Genomic DNA, 24,209 nt, shown 5'->3' with positions numbered 1-24,209 from the left:
AGTACCCCTCGGGCCGCCCGCCTCCGTGGCCGGGCGGCCCGAGTCGTGTCACTGCCCCGACCGGTACCCGGCGAGTCCGGAGGTGAGCAGGTCGAAGGCCCGTTCCACCGCCGTCCTGACCCGTTCCCGCACCTCCTCGGCCGGCTCCCCGGCGACCATCGCCCGCCGGATCTCGCCGAGCACCGCCCGGTGGGCCCCGGCGACGGCGCCGGCCACCACCCGGGGGAGCGGGTCCGCCGGTCCGGTGCCCGACTCCTCGGCCAGGGCGGCCGCCAGGGCCGCTTCGGAGCGTTCGCCGAGTTCCAGCAGCCGGGCCCGCAGGGCCGGGCTGTCCGCGATGATCCGCCAGAACGTGGCCATCCGGGGGGTGAGCCCGATGGTCGGCTCCCCGTCGGCGAGGCCCGCCAGCAGGTCGGCCCGGACGGCGTCCACGGCGGAGCTGTCGGCCGGCCGTCGGCGGACCACTTCGGCGAGGTGGCCGACGACCGCGTCCTGCCGGTCGAAGAACAGGTCCTCCTTGGTCGGGAAGTAGTTGAACACCGTGTTGGGCGAGACCCCGGCGGCCCGGGCCACCTCGGCCACGGTGACCCGCTCGAAGCCGTGCTCGGCGAACAGGCCCATGGCGGTGTCGGCCAGGAGTTCCCGGGTCTGCTGCTTCTTGAGTTCGCGAAGTCCCATGGCCGCATCGTAGCGCAAAATCATGGAGTCACTTAAAACTTGCAGTGACACCAAAAATATCCGCTACGGTGTCGCCATGACCTTCACCTTCGGCATCTACCCCGGTGGACTGCTCGGCGACGAGACCGGGATGATCCAGCCCGCCCGCCCCGACGATCCTGCGGAGATCACCGCCGCACTACGCGAACTCCAGGGCGAGGCGGCAGAGTTGCTCGTGCGCGCCTACCGCCTGTACCCGGACGGCGCGCACACCCCGGAGCGGCCCGAGCGGTACGCCGCCGACGGGCGGAAGCTCGACCTCGTGCTCCAGTACCGAGAGCTCAGCGGGGAGTTGGCGGGCTGGCTGGACTTCGTCCGGCGGACCGTCCGGGCCGAAGGCCCCCGCCTCGCGCTCCTGCAGATCTGCGAGGAGCCCAACCTGGACCTGCCCGTCCTCGACGGCAGCATCCCGAACGTCCGCCGGGCGCTGGTCGAGGGCGTCGTCGCGGCCAAGGAGGAGGCGCTGGCCTGTGGTTACGACCACCTGGCGGTCGGCTTCAACGCGGTGCCCTCGTTCGACCCGGCCGACACCTTCTGGCCGGAGCTGGGGCGGCTCGCCGACGAGCGCTTCCACCGCGCCCTGGACTACGTCGGCCTGGACTTCTTCCCGGACGCCTTCCGCCCCGTCCCGGAGGGCCGGATCGCGGACGCGGTGCGGGCGGTGCTCACCGGCTTCCGCAACGACGCACTGCCCCGGGCCGGGATCGGGCCGGCCGTCCCGCTGCGGATCTGCGAGAACGGCTGGCCCACCGGTCCGGGGCGGAGCGAGGCCCGGCAGGCCGAGGTGGTGGAGCAGGTGGTCCGGGCGGTGGCCGGGCTGGCCGGTGAACTCGCCGTCCGGAGCTACTCGTTCTTCTCCCTCCGGGACGCCGACAGCGCCGGCCCCGGTCCGTTCCACCACTTCGGACTGCTCCGCGACGACTGGACGCGCAAGCCGGCCTTCGACGTCTACCGGCAACTGATAGCGGAGTTGACGATCGGTCGGTCGAGCGACTGAGCGAAGGGCCCCTGCCTCCGGTCAGGTCACCTCGCCCCGGCGGGAGAACCGCTCCTCCCGCCACTCGCCGCTCGCCAGCACCTCGGCCAGCTGCTGCGCCGCGTCCCACACCTCGGTGTACGAGAGGTACAGCGGGGTGAAGCCGAAGCGCATCAGGTCCGGTGCGCGGAAGTCCCCGATCACCCCGCGCGCGATCAGCGCCTGGACCACCGGGTACCCGTCCGGGTGCCGCAGCGCGACCTGGCTGCCCCGCCGGGCGTGCTCGCGCGGGGTGACCACCTCGATCCCGTCCAGGCCCTCGACCAGCGAGACGAACAGGTCGGTCAGCGCCAGGCTCTTGGCCCGTACGGCGGCCAGGTCGGCCCGCTCCCAGATGTCCAGGGAGACCTCCAGCGAGGCCTGGCCGAGCAGGGAGGGCGAGCTGGTCAGGAAGCGCCCGATGCCCGGCTTGGGGTCGTACCCGGGCTCGAAGGCGAACGGGCGGGCGTGCCCGAACCAGCCGCTCAGCGGCTGCCGCGGACCGGCCGCCAGGTGCCGCTCGGCGACGTACAGGAAGGCCGGCGAGCCGGGGCCGGAGTTCAGGTACTTGTAGGTGCAGCCGACCGCGAAGTCGGCGTTGGCGGCGCCGAGTTCGACCGGCAGTGCGCCCACCGAGTGGCAGACGTCCCAGATCATCAGGGCGCCCGCGGCCTGCACCCGGGCGGTGATCCCGGGCATGTCCAGCAGCTCGCCGGTGCGGTAGTCCACGTGCGAGAGCACCACCGCGGCGACCTCGCCGTCGAGGTGCCGGTCCAGCTCCTCGGGGCGGATCAGCACGCTGCGCCCGCCCTCGACCAGGCCGGTCACGCCCTCGGCGATGTACAGGTCGGTCGGGAAGGCCTCGACGTCGCCGAGCACCGTGTGCCGCCCCGGGCGGAGCCGGAGCGCGGCCGCGAGCACCTTGAACAGGTTCACCGAGGTGGTGTCGCAAACGACCACTTCCGCCGGGTCGGCCCCGATCAGCGGCGCGATCCGCCGCCCCAGCCGGTACGGCTGCTCGAACCAGCCGGCGTCGTTCCAGCTGCGGATCAGCTCCCGGCCCCACTCCTGCTCGACCACCCGGGCCACCCGCTCGGGCGTGCGCACCGGCAGCGCGCCCAGTGAGTTGCCGTCCAGGTAGATCACCCCGTCCGGCAGGGCGAACTCCTTGCGGAACGCCGCCAGCGGGTCGACGGCGTCCAGCGCCGCGCAGTCCTCGCGCGTGGTCATGCCCGTTCTCTCCTTCGCCACCGGCTCGGTCACAGCTCGTCCCGGATCGTCCACAGCTCCGGGAACACGTCCTGCTCGGCTGCCTTGCGCAGCCAGGTCAGTCCGCTGGAACCGCCCGAGCCGGGCTTGGCGCCCATGGTCCGCTTGACCGAGCTGAGGTGCCGCTGGCGCCAGCGGGTGACCCGCTCGGCGACGTCCAGCAGCGCCTCGGCGAGCGGCTGGAGGTCGGCGAACTCCGGCTCGGTGTAGACCCGGCGCCAGGCCGCGGCGACCTCCTCGGAGGGCCGGTAGCGCTGCTCCGAGGCGGCCGCGGGCACCGCCAGGCCGCGGCGGGCCAGCAGGCCGAGCGCCTCGTCGTACAGGCCGGGGGAGCGCAGTGCCTCGGCCAGTTCGGCCTGGGTCTCCGGCATCCCGTCGTACATGTTCAGCAGCGCGGCGTTCTTGTTGCCGAGCAGGAACTCCAGGTGCAGGAAGGCCGAGGACTGGAAGCCGGAGGCCTCGCCGAACAGGGCGCGGAAGGAGTTGAACTCCTGCGGCGTCATGGTGGCCAGCAGGTCCCAGGACTCCACCAGCACGTCCTGGACGTGGGTGCCGCGGCGCAGCGCGGCCCGCGCGGCGGTCGGGTCGTCCTCGCGCAGCGCCTGCCGGGCGATCGTCCACTCGTGCCGCAGCAGGTCGAAGAGCAGCTCCATCACCTGGGTGGTGACGATGAAGGACAGCTCGGCCGGCTCCTTGCTGCGCGGGTGCTGGAGGCTGTGCAGCTCCTCCAGGCGCACGTACTGCGCGTACGGGGTGCCCCGACCCGGTCGGCCGTCCGCACCGAACGACAGGTTGGGTGTCTCCACCGTGTCGTGCCCCATCCCGATCCCTCCTGCTCCGTCCGGGCCGCGTCGCCCGGGTCCGATGGAGCGGACGGATGTCCTGGTTCCACCGGGGAGCCCATTGTGCGGCGCCGTGGTCCCCCGCTTGAATGGCCGACGAGCACCGCAACAGGGCTTCGGGTTGTCGTTCGCGAGGCGTTCGGTCGATCTGCTTTACGAATGAAAAACCGCTGATCACCCGCTGATCACACCCGCTGACCACCACCGCTTCGGGAGCCCCCATGGACGCCGTCGACCGCCGCCTGCTGGCCGAACTGCAGGCCGACGCCAGACTCTCGTACAACGAACTCTCCCGCCGGGTGAGCCTGTCCGCACCCGCGGTGGCCGAACGGGTCCGCCGTCTGGAGGCGGACGGCGTGATCAGCGGCTACCACGCCCATGTGGACCCCACCCGGGCCGGGCTGCCGATCACCGCGCTGGTCCAGGTGCAGTGCTACGGCCCGCGCTGCGTGCTGCGCGACCCCGAGGTGGCGACCTGGCCGGAGGTGCTGCAGCTGCACCGGGTCACCGGCGGGGCCTGCTGCGTGCTGCTGGTCGCGGTCGCCACCATGGCCGAGTTCGAGGCGCTCTGCGACCGGCTCGGCGGGTACGGGCCGCCGGCCAGCTCGATGATCCTCTCCAGCCCGGTGCCCTGGCGGCCGCTGCTGCCGAGCTGACCCCGCCCGGGACTGCCGGCCCGAGCCCGCCCGGGTTCGCCCGCCCGAGCCCGCCCGCCCCGGCGATCGGCCTCCGGCTGGCCTTGACGCGGACGTCAAGGAGTAGGTTCCTCGGCATGCCGAACGAGCGCCACATCCTGCTGCTGCCGGGGAGCCTGCGGGCCGGCTCCGCCAACGAGGCCGTGCTGCGCACCGCCGCCGCCGTGGCCGACGACCTGCCCGGCGTCCGGACCACGTACTACCCGGGCCTGGCCGGGCTGCCGCACTTCAACCCGGACCACGACACCGACCCGCTGCCGGAGCCGGTGGCCGCGCTGCGGGCGGCGATCGAGGCGGCCGACGCGCTGCTCGTCTGCACCCCCGAGTACGCAGGGACGCTCCCGGGCTCCTTCAAGAACCTGCTGGACTGGACGGTCGGCGGGATCGAGATCTCGGACAAGCCCGCGGCCTGGATCAACTGCGCGGGGCCGGGCCGCGGCCTGGGCGCCGAGGCCACCCTGGGCACCGTCCTGGGCTACACCGGCGCGGCCGTGCTGGCGGAGGCCTGCGTGCGGATCCCGCTGGAGCGCGGCGCGGTCGGCCCGGACGGGCTGGTCGCCGACCCCCTGGTGCGCGGGCGGATCGGCGAGGTGCTGACCCGCCTGGCGGCCGGCTGAGCGACCGCCCGAGCCCCTGCCGCGCCCCCCGCCTGCGCCCAGCCCCCGCCCGAGCCCAGCCCCCCGCCCGGGCGCTCCGGCTCAGTGCCCGGCGGGCAGCGGCACCCCGAGCCCGGCCAGGCCCTCCAGGAAGAGCTCGACGCCGACCGCTGCGAGCAGCAGCCCGAGCAGCCGGGACGCCACCTCCAGCGAGGTGCTGTGGGTGCGCTTCATCAGCGGCGCGAGCACGGCCACGCAGAGGTAGTTGAGCACCGCGACGGCCACGTACGCCCCGGCGACGGCCGCCTTCCAGCCCCAGTTGTCCTGGTTCAGGGAGGCGACCAGGACGGCGGTGATCGCGAGCGGGCTGGCGATGTACGGCAGCAGCAGTTCGCGGATGCCGTCCGCGAGCGGGTTGGCCAGGTGCTCGTCGTCGTCGCCGGTCGCGCCGAGGTGCAGGCCGAAGACCAGCGCGACGGCGTAGACGAAGAAGATCGCCCCGCCGGCGAGCTGCAGCGACTGGTCGCTGATGTGGAAGAGCGTGGTCACCTCGTCCGCGCCGAAGCCGAGGACCAGGCCGATCAGCGCCGAGACGGCCGTGCTCCAGGCGGCCAGCCGCCGGAGCTCCCGGGTGCTGCGGTCCCCGGCCAGCCTGGCGAAGGTCAGCAGGGTCTTCGGCGGGCCGACCACGGCGAAGAAGGTGATGAAGGCGCTGCCCAGGTTGAAGACGAACATGGGCCCAGCATTCCTTGTCGCGGTCGGATTCGCCCGGATGGCGGCCCCGGGTCGAGCCGGCGGGCGCTCTCGGGTGCCATGGAGGTACGTACGACCACTCCCCTGGCGGAAACGAGGATGCGACATGTGCCTGAACCGTAGGGACCTGGGCCTGCTGGCCCTGCGCAGCGCGGTCGGCGGAGTGCTGATCGCGCACGGGACCCAGAAGCTGTTCGGCTGGTTCGGTGGCGGCGGCCTGGAGGGCACCACCCAGGCGATGGACCACATGGGCTTCCACCCGGCCCGGGAGAGCGCCATCGCGGCGGGCCTCGGCGAGGCGGGCGGCGGGGCGCTGCTGGTGGCCGGGCTGGCCACCCCGGCGGCCGGTGCGGTGGTGGCCGGGACGATGGCCGGGGCCGTGGCGGTGCACGCCCCGGCGGGCTTCTTCGCGATGTCCGGCGGCTACGAGTACCCGGCGTTCCTCGGCGCGACCGGCCTGGCGATCGGCCTGGCCGGCCCCGGGCGGTACTCGCTGGACCACCTGACCGGGCACGTCTTCGACCGGCCGTGGGTCGGCACGCTGGCCTTCCTGGCGAGCGCGGCGGGCGCGTACGGGGTGGTGGCGCGCCGCCGGCACCTGGTGCGGCTGCGCGAGGAGCGGGCCGCGGTGGAGGCGGACGAGCAGGAGGGCTCCGGGCTGTCCTGAGGCCCGTACCGGAGGGCCGGGCCCTCACCCGGAGGCACCACCCCTGCTGGCGGGGGCGGCGGGCGGCTCGGAGGGTGGGCGGGAGGTGTGCCGGGCAGCCCGGCGCCGGGAAGGAACGAGGACCCGCATGGACCGCCAGCCGCTCACCCGAGCCACCTCCGGGCCGCGCCGCACCGTTCAGCGCCCGACCGCACCGACGAATCGTCACCATCGGCTGGCCGCAGGGGTGTTGGCGGTGGCCGTGCTGGGTTCGGCGGTGCTGGCCGGCTGCTCCTCCGGCAAGAGCGCGCGCGGTGAGGCCTCCGCGGCGGCCGGGGAGGTGCAGAAGGCGGCGAGCGCGGCCGCCTCCGCCGCGTCGGCGCTGGCCTCGGCGGCCGGCGGGGTGGGCGGGCTGCTCGGCTCGGCGCAGGCCGAGGCCTCGGCGGCGGTCTCGGCGGCGTCCTCGGCGGTCGCCGGGATCAAGGGCGGGCTGGACGCCAAGGGGGACGTCTCGGTCGGCGCGGTGTCGACCGGTTCGGACGGCAAGCCGCAGGCGCAGCTCACCGTCACCAATCACGGGCAGGAGTCGTACCGGTACGTGGTCCAGGTGAACTTCACCGACGGGAGCGGCAAACTGCTGGACGCGACCGCGGTGACCGTCCAGGACGTGGCGGCGGGCCAGAGTGCCCAGGCCACCGCGCAGGCCAACCGGGAGCTCAGCGGCACGGTGAAGGCCGAGGTGGCGAACGCCGTCCGGTTCTGAGCGCCGCTGTCGCGGTTCCGCGGGCCGCCGTTGCGGGGCGGGTGCGGAACCTTAAGCGGGTCTCAAGGCCAACGGGACCCCTTGACGGGGGAGTTGGTCTAGTCCATTTTTGTTCCCCAGGTGCAGGGAGCCCCTGAACCGGCGTCACCGGCCTCGTGCCGGGGGCGCCGGTTCGGCACATCCCGGTGTCCGTCATGGCCTGTCCGCTCGATTCCCACCCCTGATCTGTCATGTCCCGGTCGTCCGGCCCCACCCCGGACGCACCCCACCGGGCGACGGAACCCCCACACCCAGGAGTCACGCACCCATGCTGCGCTCACGCATTGAAAGGGCCGGGACCCCGGCTCCGGACGGGCCCCGCCGGCGCCGCCCGAAGAGCCTGGCCGCCGTCGCGGCCGGCACCACCGCCTCCCTGCTGCTCGGCGCGGGCCTCGCGCTGTCCGGCGGCGGCGCGGCCAATGCCGCGACCACCAACTCCACCGGCGCGACCGCCACCAGCGGCGGCATCAAGGTCGCCTACTACGACCAGTGGTCGGTGTACGCCAACGCGTACTACCCGAAGACGATCCAGGACACCGGCGTGGCCGGGAAGCTGGACTACATGATCTACGACTTCGCCAACATCTCCCCGACCGACCTGGGCTGTTTCGAGGCGACCAAGGCCGCCGACACCAACGACAACAACCCCAACGCCGGTGACGGCGCGGCCGACGCCTTCGCCGACTACCAGAAGAGCTTCGGCGCGGACATCTCGGTGGACGGCGTCGGCGACGTCTGGAACCAGCCGATCGCGGGCAACTTCAACCAGCTCAAGAAGCTCAAGGCGAAGAACCCCAACCTCAAGGTCCTGCTGTCGATCGGCGGTTGGACCTACTCCAAGTACTTCTCGTCGGCGGCCGCCACGGACGCCTCGCGCAAGCACCTGGTCTCGTCCTGCATCGACATGTTCATCAAGGGGAACCTCCCGTCCGACGCCGGCTACGGCGGTCCGGGCACGGGCAAGGGCGTCTTCGACGGCATCGACATCGACTGGGAGTACCCGGGCGGCGGCGGCCACACCGGCAACATCTCCAGCCCGGCCGACAAGCAGAACTTCACCCTGCTGCTGCAGGAGTTCCGCAACCAGCTGGACGCCCAGGGCAAGGCCGACAACAGGACCTACGCCCTGTCGGCGGCGGTCGGCGCCGGCCAGGACAAGATCATGAACGTCGAGACCGACAAGATCGGTCAGTACCTGACCTTCCTCGACGTCATGACCTACGACATGCACGGCGGCTGGGACCCCCAGGGCCCGACCAACCACCAGGCCCCGCTGTACTCCGGCCCGAACGACCCGTCGACCCCGGCCAAGCCGGGCAACGGCAAGTACTCGATCGACAACGCGATCAAGGCGTGGACGGTCGGCGACGCCCAGTACGGCATCCCCGGCGGCTTCCCGGCCAACAAGATCAACATGGGTGTGCCGTTCTACTACCGCGGCTGGACCGGCGTCCAGAACAACGGCAGGAACGGCCTCTTTCAGCCCGCCACCGCCCCGGCCGCCGGCGCCGCGATGTCCGGCAACGTCCCGGGCATCCAGATGTACAAGGAGCTGACCGGCTTCGTCGACAACCCGTCCAAGACCTTCTGGGACGACGACGCCAAGGCCGCCTACTTCTACGACGGCAACACCTTCTGGAGCGGTGAGAACGCCAAGTCCATCCAGGCCAAGCTGGACTACGCGCACTGCAACGGGCTCGGCGGCTCCTTCGCCTTCTCGCTGTACGACCTGGGTACCAACACCACCCTGTTCGACACGATGGTGAACGCCACCAACGGCTCCGCGGCCGGCTGCCCGGCCCCGCCGACCGGCAGCCCGACGCCGACCCAGACCCCGACCGGCACGCCGACCGGGACCCCCACCGGGACCCCGACGGGCACCCCGACCGGCACGCCCACCGGGACTCCGACCGGCACCCCGACCACGCCGGCCACCTGCTCGGCCGCCCCGAGCTGGGACCCGAACGCGACCTACGCGGCCGGCGGCACCAAGGTCTCCTGGAAGGGCCACTACTACACCAACAAGTGGTGGACCAAGGGCGAGGACCCGACCCAGAGCGGCCAGTGGGGCGTCTGGACCGACAACGGCCCCTGCTGACCCGCTGACCGCCCCGAGGCCCGACGGGCCCCGCGGCACCTGAACGAACGAAGGAGTCCGGCCCGCCGGGGGAGCACCCCCGGCGGGCCGGACTCCGTCGTTCCGGGCCCGGACCCGCGACCGCGACCGCGGCTCAGGCCAGGTCGGCCGTGCGCCCGAGCGCGTCCGGCTGGCTCTCCTCGATCCGCCGCAGCATCCGGGCCAGCAGGCCGGACAGCGCGGTGCGCTCCTCGCCCTTGATGTCCTGCAGCAGCTCCTCCTCGAACACCGCCGCCATCCGCATCGACTCCAGCCACTTGTCGCGGCCGTTCTCGGTCAGCTCGATGATCACCCGCACCCGGTTGGACTCGTCCCGCTCCCGGGTGACCAGGTCCTCGGCCACCATCCGGTCGATCCGGTGGGTCATCGCGGCCGGGGTGAGCCCCAGCCGCTTCGCCAGCTCGCCCGGGCCCAGCCGGTAGGGGCTCCCGCTCACCACCAGCGCCTTGAGCACCTCCCACTCGGCGGAGGTGATCCCGAGCACAGTCAGCTGCCGGTCGTACGCGACGCCCATCCGCCGGGAGACCCGGTTGAGGGTCTGCACGATCGTCTCGACCTGGGGGTCGACGGTGGGGAACTCCCGCTGGTAGAGGGCCACTTGCTCGGCGATGCCGAGCTCCAGGGGAGTGGCCTTCGGCGGCTTGTCAGCAGCCGGCGACGGCTTGTCCGTAGTCATGCGGACCAGTGTCGCACGGGCGTGCACTCCTTAAGCCTTTGACTCCGCAGCCTTCCAGTGCTAAGACTTTATCTCGGCAGAGTTTAGGTCTGAAATCTTCTGGGCTCAAGAGTTCCAGTGGAAACAGGAAGGGATGTGCACGGTGACCGGCACGGTGAAGCAGCAGAGGCAGCAGCGACGTGGGGCGGGCGGCCCGCTGCGCCGCGTCCAGATCGGCAACGCGCTCAGCGCGTTCGGCAGCGGGTTCACGATGCCGTACATGTTCGTGTACGTGGACCAGGTGCGCGGGCTGGGTTCGCTGGCGGCCGGGATGGTGTTCACCGTCTTCGCGCTGGCGGCGCTCGCCGTCCTCCCGTTCACCGGGCGCGGCATCGACCGGTACGGTCCCCGTCCGGTGCTGCTGGCGGGTGCGGCCCTGGCCGCCACCGGCGCGTTCGCCTTCGGCCACGCCACCGGCACGCCGGCCCTGCTGGTCTCCTCGTTCCTGTTCGGCGCGGGTGTCACCACCTGCCAGCCGGCCCTCGCCACGATGATCGTCCGCTGCTCGACGGCCGCGACCCGCTCGCACGCCTTCGCGCTGCAGTTCACCCTGGTCAACCTGGGCATGGGCATCGGCGCGCTGGTCGGCGGGCAGATCGTGAACGTCGCCGACCCGGCCAGCCTCACCCGGCTGTTCACCATCGAGGCGGTCACCTTCCTCGGCCTGGCCCTGGTCACCGGCACCGCCCGGATACCGAAGGCCCAGCTGAGCGTCGTCCAGGGCGCGGCGACCGGCCCGACCGGCCTGCGCGCCCTGCTCGCCGACAAGGCGATGGTGCGGCTCTGCGTCCTCGCCGGGCTGATCTTCTTCACCTGCTACGGCCAGTTCGAGTCCGGTGTCGCGGCCTTCGCCACCGACACCGTCGGCACCGCGCCCTCCACCCTGGGCCTCGCGATCGGCGCCAACGCGGTCACCATCGTGGTGCTGCAGATGTTCATGGTGCGGATCACGGCGCGCCGCCGCCGCACCGCCGCGATGGCCGCGGCCGGCCTGGTCTGGCTGGCCGCCTGGGCGATGGCCCTGGTCGCCGGTCTGATCCGGACCGAGACCATGGCCGCCACGGTCGCGATCGTCTCGATCTACGCCCTGTTCGGCGTCGGTGAGTCGCTGCTCGCGCCCACCATGGGCCCGATGGTCGCCGACCTCGCCCCGGCCCGGCTGCTCGGCACCTACAACGCCGGGTACGCCCTGGTGAAGCAGATCGCCATCGCGGTCGGCCCGGCCGTCGGCGTGCTGCTGGTCGGCTCCGGCACCTGGCCGCTCTACCTCGCGGCCATGGCGGGCTCGACGCTGCTGATCGTCGTGCTGGCGCTGCGCCTGCGCCCGTACCTCACGGCCGAGCAGGACAACGCGGCCCCGGCCGTGGTCCGCACCCCGGCCCCGGTCCGGGAGCGGGAGCTGCAGACCGCCGCGTGATTCGGCTGAGCAAATCGGCCGCGTGATTCGGCCGCTTGTGCGGCCATGTGTACGGCCGCTCGCACGGGCGCCGACCAGGTCACCTGGTCGGCGCCCGTCGCGCTTGGCTTCCCGGGCACCGCCACATAGTGTCAGTGGCTGTTGACCGCCCGGCCCCCGGCCGGGGCAGCAGACCCGGGCCCGGTGCAGCAACCCCAGGGCCCCGCAGACAGGCGAATCGGCGAGGCTATGACGCAAGCGGCGCTCACGCACCCCCCGGCGGTCCAGGCCACCGCCGAACCGGACCCGGCACTGGCCCCGCGCGGCCTGCTGCGCTGGGCGGCCGACCGTTCCGGCTGGCTCGGCCCGATCGCCGTCGCGCTCTTCGCCGGCCTGCTGCGGTTCTGGAACCTCGGCTACCCCAACGCCTTCGTCTTCGACGAGACGTACTACCCCAAGGACGCCTGGTCCCTGCTCCAGCAGGGCTACGAGGGCACCTGGCCCGACCACGCCAACGCCGACATCCTGGCCGTCCCGCAGTCCGTCCCGCTCAGCTCCGCGCCCGAGTTCGTCGCCCACCCGCCGCTCGGCAAGTGGGTGATGGCGGTCGGCGAGCAGCTGTTCGGACTGCACCCCTTCGGCTGGCGGTTCATGACCGCCCTGCTCGGCACCCTCGCCGTGCTGATGCTGGCCCGGATCGGCCGCCGGCTCTTCGGCTCCACCCTGGTCGGCTGCACGGCCGCCCTGCTGATGTCCGTGGACGGCCTCCAGCTGGTGATGAGCCGGGTCGGCCTGCTCGACGGCATCCAGATGTTCTTCGTGCTCGCCTCCTTCGGCGCCCTGCTGATCGACCGCGACCACGTCCGCGCCCGGCTCGCCGGGGTCACCGACGGCGACGTCGTGCGGCTCGGGTGGCGCCCCTGGCGGATCGCCGCCGGGGTGCTCGTCGGCGCCGCCTGCGCCGTCAAGTGGAACGGCGCCCCGATCCTCGCCGCCTTCGGCGTCCTCACCGTGCTCTGGGACCAGTCCGGCCGCCGCGCCGCCGGCGCTCGCCACCCCTGGCGCTCCATGCTGCGCCGGGACGCCGTACCCGCCTTCCTCGCCATGGTCGGCTCGGCCCTGGTGGTGTACGTCGGCGCCTGGAGCGGCTGGCTGGCGAGCGGCGCCGGCGACGGGGGCGGCTACGACCGGCACTGGGCGGACGGCCGCGCCGGGCTCTCCCCGGACCACGCCTTCGGCATCCCGCTGCCGCAGGTCCCGATGACCTGGGTGCCCGCGCCGCTGCGCAGCCTGTGGCACTACCACTCGCAGATGTACGACTTCAACACCGGCCTGAGCACCCCGCACACCTACCAGTCCAATCCCTTCGCCTGGCTGGTCGACGGCCGCCCGGTCTCGATGTACTGGGAGCAGGTGCCGACCGGGACGCGCGGCTGCACCGCCCCCGGCGGCTGCGCGGCGCAGATCCTGGGCCTGGGCACCCCGTTTCTGTGGTGGGCGGCCTGCTTCGCGCTGGTCTACCTGCTGTGGCGCTGGTTCTTCCGCCGGGACTGGCGCTCGGGCGCCGTGCTGTGCGCGGTGGCCGGGATCTACCTGCCATGGTTCCGGTACCAGGAGCGGACGATCTTCTCCTTCTACATGGTCGTGCTGGTGCCGTTCCTGTGCCTGGCCGTCGCCCAGCTGCTCGGCGCGATCCTCGGCCCGGCGGGCTGCAGCCCCGAGCGCCGCCGGTACGGGGCGGTCGCGGCCGGGCTGATCGTGTTCGCGATCGTCGGCTGCTTCGCCTTCTTCTACCCGCTGTACACGGCGGAGGTGATCCCGATGTCGTCCTGGCAGGACCGGATGTGGTTCACCAGCTGGATCTGATGCCGCTGTCGGTACCGGCCCCCGTACCGCTGGCGGCTTCCGGCAGCGGGCAGCTGCTGCCGGTCACCCCGGTGCTCGGGGTGGTCACCGGGGTGCTGCTGCTGGCCGCCGTGGCGGTGGCCGGCCGGGGTCTGCTCGGCCACGGGCGGGCGGTGGCGCGGGCCGGACTGCGGGCGGTCGTCCAACTGGCCGCCGTCGCCGTGGTGATCAGCTGGGTGGTCGCCTCGCTGTGGTGGTCGGCGCTGTTCGTGCTGCTGATGTTCACGGTCGCGGTGCGCACCGCCGGCCGGCGGATGACCCCGGGCCCCGGCTGGGTCTGGGCGGCGGCCCCGATCGGCGCGGGAGTGCTGCCGGTGCTGGTCCTGCTGCCGGCCGTCGGGCTGCTGCCGCTCAAGGGCCTGTCGGTGATCCCGGTCGCCGGCATCCTGATCGGCGGCGGGCTCACCGCCACCTCGCTCGCCGGCCGGCGCGCCCTGGACGAGCTGCGGCAGCGGCGCGGAGAGGTGGAGGCGGCGCTGGCGCTGGGCTTCGAGGAGCGGGACGCCCGGCTGGAGATCTGCCGTACGGCGGCCGCGACCTCGCTGGTCCCGGCGCTGGACCAGACCCGCACCGTCGGCCTGGTCACCCTGCCCGGCGCCTTCGTCGGGATGCTGCTCGGCGGCGCCTCGCCGGTGCAGGCGGGCGCGGTGCAGCTGTTCGTACTGATCGGGCTGCTGGCGGTGGAGTCGGTGGCGATCGTGGTGGTGCTGGAGCTGGTCGGGCGGGGGCTGGTGACGGCCGACGGCGGACCGGGCCACGGCGTCGGGTAGGCTGGGGCGCGTTGAAGGGGAGTAGCCCTCCACCGGACCGTCGACATACTGGCCCCCAGGGGCCCGGCGCCCGGGGCACCGCCGGCTCGGCGGCTGCCGGCGAGACCTTCGGCCGCAGTGCTGTGACCATTTCCAGTGCTGTCGGGCCGAAGCGTCCCCTGACGGACCTGCGGAGGCCGGGCAGCCGACCGAGGGGTTCCTCCGATGAGTGTGACCGTTGCCGCGTTGACGTTCGGCATCATCTTCCTGGCCGAGCTGCCGGACAAGACCGCGCTGGCCAGCCTGGTGCTCGGTACCAGGTACCGGGCGAGCTACGTCTTCGCGGGCGTGGCCGCCGCCATGCTGGTCCAGGTGGTGCTGGCGCTGGTCGCCGGGCACCTGCTCTCGCTGCTGCCGCACCGCTGGGTGGAGGGCGTCACCGGGGTGCTGTTCCTGGTCGGCGCGGCCATGCTGCTGTTCCACGGTGGTGAGGACGAGGAGGGGCACGCGGCCAAGGAGCCGTCCTCGAACCGCTTCTGGAAGGTGGCCGGGACCAGCTTCGCGGTCGTCGCGGTCGCCGAGTTCGGCGACCTGACCCAGATCATGACCGCCAACCTGGCCGCCAAGTACGCCGACCCGCTGGCCGTCGGCCTGGGCTCCTGGCTGGCGCTCTGCGCGGTCGGCGGGATCGCGATCGTGGGCGGGCAGAAGCTGCTCAAGTACGTGCCGATGAAGCTGATCATCCGGGTGGCGGCGGCGATCATGGTGGTGCTGGCCGGGGTGAGCATCTTCGGGGCGATCACCGGCTGACGGTGGTCAGCAGGTGGTGCGGTTGTCCAGGGCCGCGCGGGTGTTGGGACCGTAGACGCCCTTCTTGTCGCCCTGGACCCCCTGCATCCGCTGGAAGTAGCTGACGTAGCCGGCGGTCTCGCTGTCATAGGTGCCGTTGACCGGCACGTCCATCCAGCACAGAACGGTCGCGAGCTTCGTCTGCATCGCGGAGACGTCCACGCCGGACATCCCGATCTGCAGGGTCCGTGGGGTCTGCGTCGGGGTCGGGGTGGGCGTGGGGGTGGGCGTCGGGGTCGGCGTGGGGGTCGGGGTCGGCGTCGGGGTGGGGGTCGGGGTGGGCGTCGGCGTCGGGGTGGGGGTCCTGGTGGGGCTCGGCCTGGCCGACCGGGTGGCGCTCGGGCTCGGCGTCTCGGGGGTCGGCGTGGGGGCGCTGGGCGCCGGGGCGGCCACGGTCGGCGGGTCCACCGGGGCGGGGGCGAGCGAGGTGGTGGGCGCCGGCTCGGCCCGGCGGGTCGGCTCGGAGGAGGGCGTCACGGCGTACGCGAGGCCGACGGTGAGCGCCAGCAGTCCGGCGCCGACGGCCGCGATCAGGCCCTTGCGCCCGGCGAAGGGGGCGCGCTCGGACTGCTCGGCGGCCCGGCGCGCGGCCCGTCCGCCGGTGGGGGCGGAGTCGGGTTCGGGGGCTCCGTGGTCGAACGGGAAGTAGCCGAGCTCCTCCCCGGCTGCGCCCGGGCCGGGCCGGGGATCCGACGGGACCGGGGGCAGGACGGTGGTGGCGCCGTTGCCGTACGCGTCCGGCGCGGGGCCCGGGACGGGCGGCAGGACGGTCGTCGCGTAGGCGTCGGCGTCCGGCCCGAGCGGGGGCGTGACCGGCGGCTGCATCTGCTGCGCGTGCTGCGCCTGCTGCGGGTGCTGCGCCGGACGCGTCATCGGCTGCACCGGAGGCGTCATCGGCTGCGCCGCCGCGACCGGGGGCAGCACGGTGGTCGCGAACGGGTCGGCCGTCAGCGGCGGCTCGTCGGCGACCTGGTCGGGCGCCTGGGGCACGTACGGGCGGACCAGCGGCGGGCCCTCCAGGTGCGGGAGCACGGCGGTCTCGTCGAGGCTCCGGTCGGGGAGGCAGCTGCACCCGGTGGAGCGTGCGGTGCCGCACGTCGGGCAGTGCTGGTCCGGCATCGGCCGGTCCTCCTCGGTTCTCGGGTCTCGCGATCGGGCCTGATTATGCAGGACGTCCCGGAGGGGGGACAGGGGCGTCCGGTGCTCGGCGGGGGTGTTGTGCCGGTTGGTGGTGGTTGGCCCCGGGAGAAACCGCCGGGACGTGTGCGACGGGTCCGGTGCTTACGTTCGGCTCAACCCGGCGGATCAAAACGGGACATATCTGCCAGCATGGGAAACGGGGAGTGATCATCCACCTGGGCGTCCGGTCGTCCGGCCCCGCGACCCGACGGAGAGTCCATGCCGCCTGTGGAGACGTCATGACGGAGCCGCGCGCCGCGAGCGAGCGGAGCCCGGCGCACCCGCCCGGCCCGCCCGAGGTCACCGTCCCCAACCTCTGGGTGCCGATCGGGGCCCTGCTGCTGGCGATGCTGCTCGCCGCCCTCGACCAGACCATCGTCTCCACCGCGCTGCCCACCATCGTCAGCGACCTCGGCGGTCTGGAGCACCTCTCCTGGGTGGTCACCGCCTACCTGCTGGCGTCCACCGCCGCCACCCCGCTCTGGGGCAAGCTCGGCGACATGTACGGCCGGAAGCGGTTCTTCCAGGCCTCCATCGTGATCTTCCTGATCGGCTCGGTGCTCTGCGGAGTCGCCCAGGACATGGGCGAGTTGATCGCCTTCCGGGCGCTCCAGGGCCTGGGCGGCGGCGGGTTGATGGTGCTCTCCCAGGCGATCGTCGGCGACCTCGTCGCCCCCCGGGACCGCGGCAGGTACCAGGGCCTCTTCGGCGCCGTCTACGGCGTCACCAGCGTCCTCGGGCCGCTGCTCGGCGGGCTGTTCGTCGACCACCTCAGCTGGCGCTGGGTGTTCTACGTCAACCTGCCGATCGGCGTGGTCGCCCTGGTGGTGATCGCGGCGGTGCTGCACGGCGCGGAGGTCCGGCGCGAGCACCGGATCGACTACCTCGGCACCGCGCTGATCGCCGCCGTCGCCACCTGCCTGGTGCTGATGACCTCGCTCGGCGGCACCACCTGGGCCTGGAGCTCCTGGCAGGTCGTCGGCCTGGGCGTGCTCGGACTGGCGCTGCTGCTCGTCTTCGTCCAGGTGGAGCGCTCGGCCGCCGAGCCCGTCCTGCCGCTGCGGCTGTTCCGCTCACGGACGTTCAGCCTGGTCGCGGTGATCTCCTTCGTGGTGGGCTTCGCGATGTTCGGCGCCCTCACCTACCTGCCGACCTTCCTCCAGGTGGTCCAGCAGGTCTCGCCCACCATGTCCGGCATCCACATGCTGCCGATGGTGCTCGGGATGCTGCTCACCTCGATCGGCTCCGGCCAGATCGTCGCCCGCACCGGCCACTACCGGGTCTTCCCGATCGCCGGGACGGCCGTCACCGCGGTCGGCCTGCTGCTGCTCTCCCGGCTCGACGAGCACAGCGGCACCGCCGAGATGAGCCTCTACTTCCTGGTCTTCGGCCTCGGACTGGGCCTGGTGATGCAGGTGCTGGTGCTGATCGTGCAGAACTCGGTCGGCTACCAGGACCTCGGGGTGGCCACCGCCGGCGCCACCTTCTTCCGCTCCATCGGCGCCTCCTTCGGCGTCTCCATCTTCGGGACGGTCTTCGCCGGCGGCCTGCGCTCCCGGCTCGCCGACGCCCTGGCCGGGCAGCCGCTGCCGCCGGGCTTCCGGGTGGAGGCGATCACCGCCGACCCGCGCCTGATCACCCGGCTGCCCGCGGCCGTCCAGGCCGGCGTCCACCACGCCTACGCCGAGTCGATCACCCGGGTGTTCCTGTACGCGGTGCCCGTCGCGGTGCTCGCCTTCGTGCTGTCGCTGTTCCTGCGCGAGCAGAAGCTGCGCTCCACGGTGACCGCGCCCGACCTCAGCGAGTCGATCGGGATCAACCCGGTCGAGCGCTCCTCCCTGGACGAGATCGCCCGCGCGCTGTCCGTCCTGGGCACCCGGGAGGCCCGGCGCGACCTCTTCCGGCGGATCACCGCCACCGCCGGGCTCGACCTGCGGCCCGCCTCCAGCTGGCTGCTCCTGCAGATGTACCACCACGGCTCGGTGGAGCCCGCCGAACTGGCCGAGCGGCGGGTCGTCCCGGTCCCGGTCGTCGAGGAGGCCGTCCGGGAGGTGGAGGGCCGCGGCCTCGCCGCCCGCACCGGCGGCCTGCCGCTGCGGCTCACCGAGCCGGGGGCGGAGGTGGCGCTGCGCCTGGTCGCCGCCCGGCGCACCCAGCTCGCGGAGCTGCTGGGGGACTGGGACGAGCGGCAGTACGAGGACCTCGCCGCACTCCTCACCCGGCTCAGCTCCGCGCTCTGCGCCGACCGGCGGGACCGGCCGGATCCGCCGACCGGTCCGCAGCCGCCGTACCGGGGGGAGGGGCGGTCGTTCTAGCCGTCCTTCGCACCGGTTCGGTGTCCCTTCACGGGCTGCCGAACCAGCGCGGGGTGTCGAGCCGGAACGGGTCCCCGGGGGCGAGCAGTCGCAGACCGTCCTCGATCCGGCGGAGCTGCTCCTCGCCGAGGGTGGCGGACCACTCGGTGCGCAGTTCCTCGAAGATCCGCGCCGAGCGGACCAGGCAGTCCACGCCCCGGTCGGTGAGCCGGACCACCTTGCGGCGGGCGTCGGCCGGGTCGCTGCCGCGCTCGACGTAGCCGAGCTGCTCCAGGGTCTCGACGGTCTTGCCCGCGGCCTGCTTGGAGACGCCGAGCCGGCGGCCGAGTTCGACGGCGGTGGTGCCCTGGGGGCCGATCGCCTGGAAGACGAAGCTGTGCATCGGGCGCAGGTCGGGGTGCCCTTCGCGGGCGATCCGCTCGTGCAGCTCGTCGATGATCGTGCGGAAGGCCAGCAGCAGGCGCAGCGGCAGCTCGAAGCCGGGCGGGGCGGGTTCGCTTGACACGATAGACAACCTCATTGACCATATAGACAACTCCATTGTCCATCTTAGGGGATTCCTTCACCATGCCCGTGATCCGCTCCGCCGACGCCCGTCGCACCGAGACCCCGAACGCCGTCATGACCACCCTCGCCTCGCCCACCCAGGGTGCGACCGCCCTCGCCCAGTGGCGGGTCGAGATGCCCGCCGGCCGACAGGGGCCGCTGCACGCCATGGACACCGAGCAGATCTGGACCCTGCTGGCCGGCTCGGCCGAGGTCGACCTCGCGGGCGAGACCCTGACCGTCGCCGCCGGCGACACCCTCGCCCTCCCCGCCGACCTGCCCCGTCGCATCACCACCGCCGAAGGCTTCACCGCCCTCGTCGCCTCCCCGTCCCCCTCCCACGCCTACAACCCCGACGCCCGCACCCCCGAGGGCGCCTGCGCCCTCGCCCCGCGCGACGCCGACCGCCTCCTCCCGGCCTGGATCGCCTGATCCGGCGCCCCGCCCCCTGCCCCTTGCGGCCCCCTGGGCCCGCAGCGCCCGCCCCGGGCCGGGTGTGAGGTGTAGCAGACTGCTCGTGAGCAACCGAGCCGACGGCCGTACGGGCCCCGGCGGATCAGTGAGGAGCGGCATGTCCGTCGTCAAGATCAACGTACTGACGGTGCCCGCCGAGCAGCGCGAGGTGCTGGAGCAGCGCTTCGCCTCGCGGGCCGGCGCGGTGGAGAACTCCGACGGCTTCGAGTGGTTCGAACTGCTGCGCCCGGTCGAGGGGACCGACCAGTACCTGGTCTACACCCGTTGGCGCAGCGAGGAGGACTTCAAGGCCTGGATGGAGGGCCCGATGCAGGCTGCTCACCGTGGTGGCGGCGAGGGTGGCGAGGCCCCGAAGCGGCCGGCCGCCTCCGGGTCCACGCTGTGGTCCTTCGAGGTCGTGCAGTCGGCGGGCCCGAAGGCCTGACGGTCGTCGGGTAGGGCGAACGGCGCGTCCCGGGGTTCCGGGGCGCGCCGTTCGTCTGCTTGCTTGCCGTGTCCGGCAAGGGAGTTCAGGCCGCGGCGGCGTACAGGGTCGCGCGCAGGCCGGGGACGGTCTCGCGGTCGGCGCGCCAGACCAGGCGGAGTTGGAGGGGCGGGGGAGCGAGGGGGAGGCGGACGAGGGTGCCGGAGGCGAGCGGCTCCCGGACGGCGAAGTCGGGGAGCAGGGCGATGCCGAGGCCCTGTTCGGCGCAGGCGCGGGTGACGGCGACGCCGCCGGTGCGGACGCGTTCGACGTCGTTGCCGAGCAGGCGCTCGCCGGCCAGCCGGAAGGAGCAGGCCGGGGCGTTCACCAGCAGGCGCTGGCCGCGCAGGTCCTCGCGGGTGAGGGCGGTGGCGCCGCCGAGCGGGTGGGCGGGGGCCGCGACCAGGGCGAGCGGGACGTCCTTGAGGTCGAGGTGGTCGAGCGGGGCGGGCGGCAGGTAGAAGCCGAGTTCGCCGAGCGGCCCGGCGGTGTCCAGGATGAGGGCGGCCTCCAGTGCCCCGGCCGCGACGCCGCCGAGCAGCGCGTCCCGGGCGGTGTCGGTGTGCAGCGCGACGTCCAGGCCGGGACGGCGTTCGGCGAGCCGGGCCAGTACGGCCGGGGCGTGGGTCGCGGCTATCGTCGCCAGCGCGCCGAGCCGGAGCCGGGCGCGGTCGGCGACCACCTCCCGGCGGGCCTGTTCGGCCTGGTCGAGCAGCTTGCGGGCCCAGGGCAGCAGCCGCTCGCCGGCCGCGGTGAGGCTCAACTCGTGCGGGGCGCGGCCGAACAGCTCGGCGTCCAGGCTGTGTTCGAGCGTGCGGAGCTGCTCGGAGACCGAGGAGGGGGCCAGGTCGAGCGCCACGGCCGCGGCGGTGACGGTGCGGTGGGTGGCCACGGCCTCGAAGACGCGCAACTGACGAAGTTCCACTGGTTTCTCCGGTCCCCCCGAACGCCCGCGTGCGGTCGCGGGCCCGCTCGGCCCGCTGGTGGTTCGTGCTGCGGCTCGTGTTGAGGTGTTCGCGATGATCCTGCCGGTGTCGCGGGACAGCGTACGGCGGCGTTCGGGCATTCCGAACGCCGCGCGCGCGATCGCCGGTGGGGCGGATTCCGGGGGCGGCCCGTGGGAGCCGGCGCTCGACCCGGGGCGGCGGTGGCCGACCGGGTCGAGCGGGTGGGACGGTCAAGCGGGCAGTTTCCAGAGCTGGTTGGCGCTGCCCGCGCAGTCCCAGATCAGGAGCCTGGTCCCGTCGGCGCTGCTGCCGCCCCGGGCGTCCAGGCAGCGCTGCGAGCCCGGGTTGACCAGGGTGCCGTCCGGGTGCGGGAGCCAGCGCTGGGCGGCGGTGCCGTTGCAGTCGTAGAGCTGGACGGGGGTGCCGGCGGCGGTGTGGCCGTCGGTGATGTCCAGGCACTTGCCGAGCGCCCGGAGCGAGCCGTCCTGGCGGACGGTCCAGTCCTGGGCGCCGGTGGAGTTGCAGTGGTAGAGCTGGACGGCGGTGCCGTTGGCGGTGTGCGCCCCGTCGACGTCCGTGCACTGCCCGGCGATGCCGGTCAGCGGCCCGCTGGGGCTGGGCGTGGTCCAGCGCTGCTGGGCGCTCGCCGTGCAGGCCTGCAGCAGCAGCCGGCCGTCCGTGACGCTCAGGCACCGGCCGGTCGACGGGTTCAGCAGCGAGGAGTCCGGGCCGCTGCGCCACTCCTGGTCGGCGGTCCGGGTGCAGTCCCGCAGGAGGACGGCGGCGCCGTCGGCGGAGCCGGCCGGGGTGAGGCAGCCGTCCAGGACGCCGATGCTGCCGTCCGAGCCGACGGTGGCGTCCTGGGCGGCCGCACCCGAGCAACTCGTCGCCTCCAGTGACCGGTCGGCGTCCCCGGCGGCGGCCGAGGCGTCCAGGCAGGCGCCGTCGGAGCCGGTGATCCGCCCGGACCAGGTGGAGACGGCGGGGGACGCGGGGGCGTCCACGGTGCCCCGCAGCCGGGGTGCGCGGGAGGAGGAGCCGACGGTGAGACCGTACCGCCCGCCGGGGACGCCCCAGCCGTGCACGCCCTCGTCCCAGACGGCGAAGGCGGAGCGGTCCAGCCGCAGCTCCACGTGGGTCGAGGCGCCGGGCGCCAGGGTGACCTTGTCGAAGGCCTTGAGCTGCTGCGGGGGTTCGCCGGCCGCGGCCGGGAAGGTCAGGTACAGCTGGGGCACCTCGGTGCCGGTCCGGGTGCCCCGGTTGGCGAGGTCGAAGCCGACCCGCACCCGGCCGGCCGGGTCGGGGCCGGTCACGGTGAGGCCGTCGTAGGTGAAGGTGGTGTACGAGAGGCCGTGGCCGAAGGGGAACAGCGGGGCGGTGCCGCTCGCGTCGTACCAGCGGTAGCCGACGCCGAGGCGCTCGGTGTAGTGGTAGACGCCGTCCGTGCCCGGGTACTGGGCGGCGTCCCGGATCGGGGTGGTGTCGGCGGAGGTCGGGAAGGTGACGGGCAGCCGCCCGGCCGGGTCGACGTCGCCGAACAGCACGTCGGCGAGCGCGGCGCCGCTCTGCTCGCCCGGGTACCAGGCCTCGACCACGGCGGGCACCGCGTCCAGCCACGGCATGGTGACCGGCCCGCCGGTGTTCAGCACCACCACGGTGTGCGGATTGGCCCGGGCGACGGCCCGGATCAGCGCTTCGTCCGCCGCGGCGAGGCTCAGCGAGCCGCGGTCGGCGCCCTCGGTCTCCTGGTCGCCGACCACCACCACCGCGACGTCCGCGCCGGTGGCCGCCGCGGCCGCCGAGGCCGGGTCGTCGCCGGGGTCGTGGCGCACCTCCGTGTTCGGGCCGACCCGGGCCGCGATGCCCTGGCGGGGCGTCACCGTCTGCTCGGCGTACGGGGTGACGTGCGAGGAGCCGCCGCCGCCGGTGTAGGCGCGGTCCGCCCAGGGGCCGATCACGGCGACGGACTTGAGCCGGGCGGCGTCCAGCGGCAGGGCGGACCCTTCGTTGCGCAGCAGAACCGTTCCGGCAGCGGCGGCCGTCCGGGCGTCGCGCGCTCCGGCGGCCGGATCGACCGGGGGAGCCTGTCCGCCGTCGAGCGCCCCCGTGCGCGCCATCAGCCGCAGCACCCGGCGGACCTGGTCGTCCAGCACGGCCGGGGCGAGTCGGCCGTCCGCCACGGCGGCGGGCAGGGCGGCGAAGTAGCTCGAACCGCCGAACTCCTGGTCCAGCCCGCCCGCGGCGGCGTTGACGGCGGAGTGGGTGGCCGGGTAGTCGGAGCCGACCACTCCGTCGAAGCCCCAGCGGCCCTTCAACACGTCGCGCAGCAGCGGGAAGTTCTCGCACGCCCAGATGCCGTTCACCGGGTTGTAGCCGCACATCGCCGACCAGGCCCGGCCCTCCCGTACGGCCGCCCGGAAGGCGGGCAGCTCGATCTCGGCCAGGGTGCGCTCGTCCACCTCCGAGCCGTACGACTGGCGGTTGTCCTCCTGGTTGTTGGCCGCGTAGTGCTTGACCTGTGCGGCGACGCGCTGGGCCTGGATGCCGCGCACCTCGGCGGCGGCGAGCCGCCCGGCGAGGTACGGGTCCTCGCCCAGCGTCTCGAAGTTCCGTCCGCCCTGGGGGACCCGGACGATGTTCACCATGGGCGCGTACAGCACCTGGTAGCCGCGCGCCCGCGCCTCCCGGCCCAGCACGTCGCCGTACCGGGCGGCCAGCGCCGGGTCGAAGGCGGCGGCGAGCGCGACGGGTGCGGGCAGCGCGGTCGCCGGGCGGCCGTCCCGGACCCCGGCCGGGCCGTCGGTCAGCAGCAGCGGCGGGATGCCGAGCCGGGGTACGCCCGCGACGTAGCCGACGGAGTCCACCCCGGAGGGGGCGTCCCGGCCGCGCAGCAGGGTGACCTTCTCGTCGGTGGTGAGCTGGGCGAGGAGGCTCTCGATCCGCTGCTCCGGCGAACCCGGCGCGTCCTTCGGGCGTTCGCTCGGCTCGGCTGCGGCACTGCCGGTCGTGGCGGCCGCCAGCAGGCAGCCGCCGAGGCCGAGCCGGAGGATTCGCATCCGCAGGGAGGGACGTCGCATGGCAACCACCACCGATCGACGGAGTCGTGGACGGCCGGGCGGGCCTAAAAGTGACGATCCGTCAAATCTACGATGGTTCGGCCCCGGACGGCAGGTGGCGCGCCAGGGCGTGTCGGGTATGT

At 73.6% G+C, this 24,209-nt stretch carries 22 protein-coding genes; 13 read left to right on the top strand and 9 right to left on the bottom strand.

Translation table 11 applies throughout. The annotated features are described in order from the left end of the window. Positions 1-48: 48 nt before the first annotated feature. On the bottom strand, positions 49-678 hold the full coding sequence (locus AB0F71_RS05110; protein WP_360228347.1) for a TetR/AcrR family transcriptional regulator: 630 nt from the start codon (positions 676-678) through the stop codon (positions 49-51). A gap of 76 nt (positions 679-754) precedes the next feature. On the opposite strand from AB0F71_RS05110, the gene AB0F71_RS05105 reads away from it, so the two are divergent. Beyond that, a complete protein-coding gene (locus tag AB0F71_RS05105; protein WP_360228344.1) occupies positions 755-1,714 on the top strand; it encodes a hypothetical protein in 960 nt (319 codons plus the stop codon). Positions 1,715-1,735: 21 nt separating this feature from the next. Here the strand turns inward: AB0F71_RS05105 and kynU are convergent, their stop codons facing one another. Both kynU and AB0F71_RS05095 read right to left on the bottom strand, forming a co-directional pair. After that, positions 1,736-2,962, bottom strand: coding sequence for a kynureninase (kynU, locus tag AB0F71_RS05100; protein WP_360228341.1), 1,227 nt, complete (start codon positions 2,960-2,962; stop codon positions 1,736-1,738). 29 nt (positions 2,963-2,991) lie between these two features. Beyond that, positions 2,992-3,822: a tryptophan 2,3-dioxygenase family protein gene (locus AB0F71_RS05095; RefSeq protein WP_360228338.1), complete on the bottom strand. Its 831-nt coding sequence runs from the start codon at positions 3,820-3,822 to the stop codon at positions 2,992-2,994. A 242-nt stretch (positions 3,823-4,064) separates the two neighbouring features. Here AB0F71_RS05095 and AB0F71_RS05090 point away from each other — a divergent pair, with 242 nt between their 5' ends. Further along, positions 4,065-4,499 carry an Lrp/AsnC family transcriptional regulator gene (locus AB0F71_RS05090; RefSeq protein ID WP_030288688.1) on the top strand — a complete coding sequence of 145 codons (435 nt, stop codon included), beginning with the start codon at positions 4,065-4,067 and terminating at the stop codon, positions 4,497-4,499. Positions 4,500-4,615: 116 nt separating this feature from the next. After that, positions 4,616-5,155, top strand: coding sequence for an NADPH-dependent FMN reductase (locus tag AB0F71_RS05085; protein WP_360228335.1), 540 nt, complete (start codon positions 4,616-4,618; stop codon positions 5,153-5,155). Positions 5,156-5,236: 81 nt separating this feature from the next. Here the strand turns inward: AB0F71_RS05085 and AB0F71_RS05080 are convergent, their stop codons facing one another. Next, on the bottom strand, positions 5,237-5,869 hold the full coding sequence (locus tag AB0F71_RS05080) for a MarC family protein (RefSeq protein WP_360228332.1): 633 nt from the start codon (positions 5,867-5,869) through the stop codon (positions 5,237-5,239). A 124-nt stretch (positions 5,870-5,993) separates the two neighbouring features. On the opposite strand from AB0F71_RS05080, the gene AB0F71_RS05075 reads away from it, so the two are divergent. The 3 genes from AB0F71_RS05075 (at position 5,994) to AB0F71_RS05065 (ending at position 9,433) form a co-directional block, all read left to right on the top strand. Continuing rightward, positions 5,994-6,554: a DoxX family protein gene (locus AB0F71_RS05075; protein ID WP_360228329.1), complete on the top strand. Its 561-nt coding sequence runs from the start codon at positions 5,994-5,996 to the stop codon at positions 6,552-6,554. A gap of 127 nt (positions 6,555-6,681) precedes the next feature. Further along, positions 6,682-7,296, top strand: a complete 615-nt coding sequence (locus tag AB0F71_RS05070; RefSeq protein ID WP_360228326.1) for an FxLYD domain-containing protein — start codon at positions 6,682-6,684, stop codon at positions 7,294-7,296. 307 nt (positions 7,297-7,603) lie between these two features. After that, a complete protein-coding gene (locus tag AB0F71_RS05065; protein ID WP_360228323.1) occupies positions 7,604-9,433 on the top strand; it encodes a glycosyl hydrolase family 18 protein in 1,830 nt (609 codons plus the stop codon). 133 nt (positions 9,434-9,566) lie between these two features. On the opposite strand, the gene AB0F71_RS05060 is transcribed toward AB0F71_RS05065, so the two are convergent. Next, the gene (locus tag AB0F71_RS05060) at positions 9,567-10,148 is read right to left on the bottom strand and encodes a MarR family transcriptional regulator (RefSeq protein WP_360228320.1); all 582 of its coding nucleotides are present in this window, start codon (positions 10,146-10,148) and stop codon (positions 9,567-9,569) included. Between the two features lie 142 nt (positions 10,149-10,290). Here AB0F71_RS05060 and AB0F71_RS05055 point away from each other — a divergent pair, with 142 nt between their 5' ends. The 4 genes from AB0F71_RS05055 (at position 10,291) to AB0F71_RS05040 (ending at position 15,047) form a co-directional block, all read left to right on the top strand. After that, positions 10,291-11,604 carry an MFS transporter gene (locus tag AB0F71_RS05055; protein ID WP_360228317.1) on the top strand — a complete coding sequence of 438 codons (1,314 nt, stop codon included), beginning with the start codon at positions 10,291-10,293 and terminating at the stop codon, positions 11,602-11,604. Positions 11,605-11,832: 228 nt separating this feature from the next. After that, the gene (locus AB0F71_RS05050; RefSeq protein WP_360228314.1) at positions 11,833-13,449 is read left to right on the top strand and encodes a phospholipid carrier-dependent glycosyltransferase; all 1,617 of its coding nucleotides are present in this window, start codon (positions 11,833-11,835) and stop codon (positions 13,447-13,449) included. Continuing rightward, the gene (locus AB0F71_RS05045; protein WP_360228961.1) at positions 13,449-14,258 is read left to right on the top strand and encodes an ABC transporter permease; all 810 of its coding nucleotides are present in this window, start codon (positions 13,449-13,451) and stop codon (positions 14,256-14,258) included. The genes AB0F71_RS05050 and AB0F71_RS05045 overlap by 1 nt, the downstream gene beginning before the upstream one ends. A 204-nt stretch (positions 14,259-14,462) precedes the next feature. After that, positions 14,463-15,047, top strand: a complete 585-nt coding sequence (locus tag AB0F71_RS05040; RefSeq protein ID WP_360228311.1) for a TMEM165/GDT1 family protein — start codon at positions 14,463-14,465, stop codon at positions 15,045-15,047. A 6-nt stretch (positions 15,048-15,053) separates the two neighbouring features. On the opposite strand, the gene AB0F71_RS05035 is transcribed toward AB0F71_RS05040, so the two are convergent. Beyond that, positions 15,054-16,205: a peptidoglycan-binding protein gene (locus AB0F71_RS05035; protein ID WP_360228308.1), complete on the bottom strand. Its 1,152-nt coding sequence runs from the start codon at positions 16,203-16,205 to the stop codon at positions 15,054-15,056. Positions 16,206-16,504: 299 nt separating this feature from the next. Between AB0F71_RS05035 and AB0F71_RS05030 the strand changes: the two genes are divergently transcribed. Then, positions 16,505-18,580 (top strand): MDR family MFS transporter, encoded by a 2,076-nt coding sequence (locus AB0F71_RS05030; RefSeq protein WP_360228305.1) that lies wholly within the window; start codon positions 16,505-16,507, stop codon positions 18,578-18,580. Positions 18,581-18,608: 28 nt separating this feature from the next. Here the strand turns inward: AB0F71_RS05030 and AB0F71_RS05025 are convergent, their stop codons facing one another. Beyond that, entirely contained in the window at positions 18,609-19,085 is a 477-nt protein-coding gene (locus AB0F71_RS05025; RefSeq protein WP_360228302.1) for a MarR family winged helix-turn-helix transcriptional regulator, read from the bottom strand. Positions 19,086-19,147: 62 nt separating this feature from the next. Between AB0F71_RS05025 and AB0F71_RS05020 the strand changes: the two genes are divergently transcribed. Then, entirely contained in the window at positions 19,148-19,558 is a 411-nt protein-coding gene (locus tag AB0F71_RS05020) for a cupin domain-containing protein (protein WP_360228299.1), read from the top strand. Positions 19,559-19,697: 139 nt separating this feature from the next. Further along, entirely contained in the window at positions 19,698-20,024 is a 327-nt protein-coding gene (locus tag AB0F71_RS05015; protein ID WP_188303748.1) for an antibiotic biosynthesis monooxygenase, read from the top strand. An 85-nt stretch (positions 20,025-20,109) separates the two neighbouring features. Here the strand turns inward: AB0F71_RS05015 and AB0F71_RS05010 are convergent, their stop codons facing one another. Both AB0F71_RS05010 and AB0F71_RS05005 read right to left on the bottom strand, forming a co-directional pair. Beyond that, positions 20,110-20,988: a LysR family transcriptional regulator gene (locus AB0F71_RS05010; protein ID WP_360228296.1), complete on the bottom strand. Its 879-nt coding sequence runs from the start codon at positions 20,986-20,988 to the stop codon at positions 20,110-20,112. A gap of 252 nt (positions 20,989-21,240) precedes the next feature. Then, entirely contained in the window at positions 21,241-24,087 is a 2,847-nt protein-coding gene (locus tag AB0F71_RS05005) for a glycoside hydrolase family 3 C-terminal domain-containing protein (RefSeq protein ID WP_360228293.1), read from the bottom strand. Positions 24,088-24,209: the final 122 nt, after the last annotated feature.

This window comes from Kitasatospora sp. NPDC028055 (assembly GCF_040637885.1).
GTDB lineage: Bacteria > Actinomycetota > Actinomycetes > Streptomycetales > Streptomycetaceae > Kitasatospora.
Note: the sequence above shows the minus strand (reverse complement) of the source record. Positions and strands in the feature narration are given on the sequence as shown.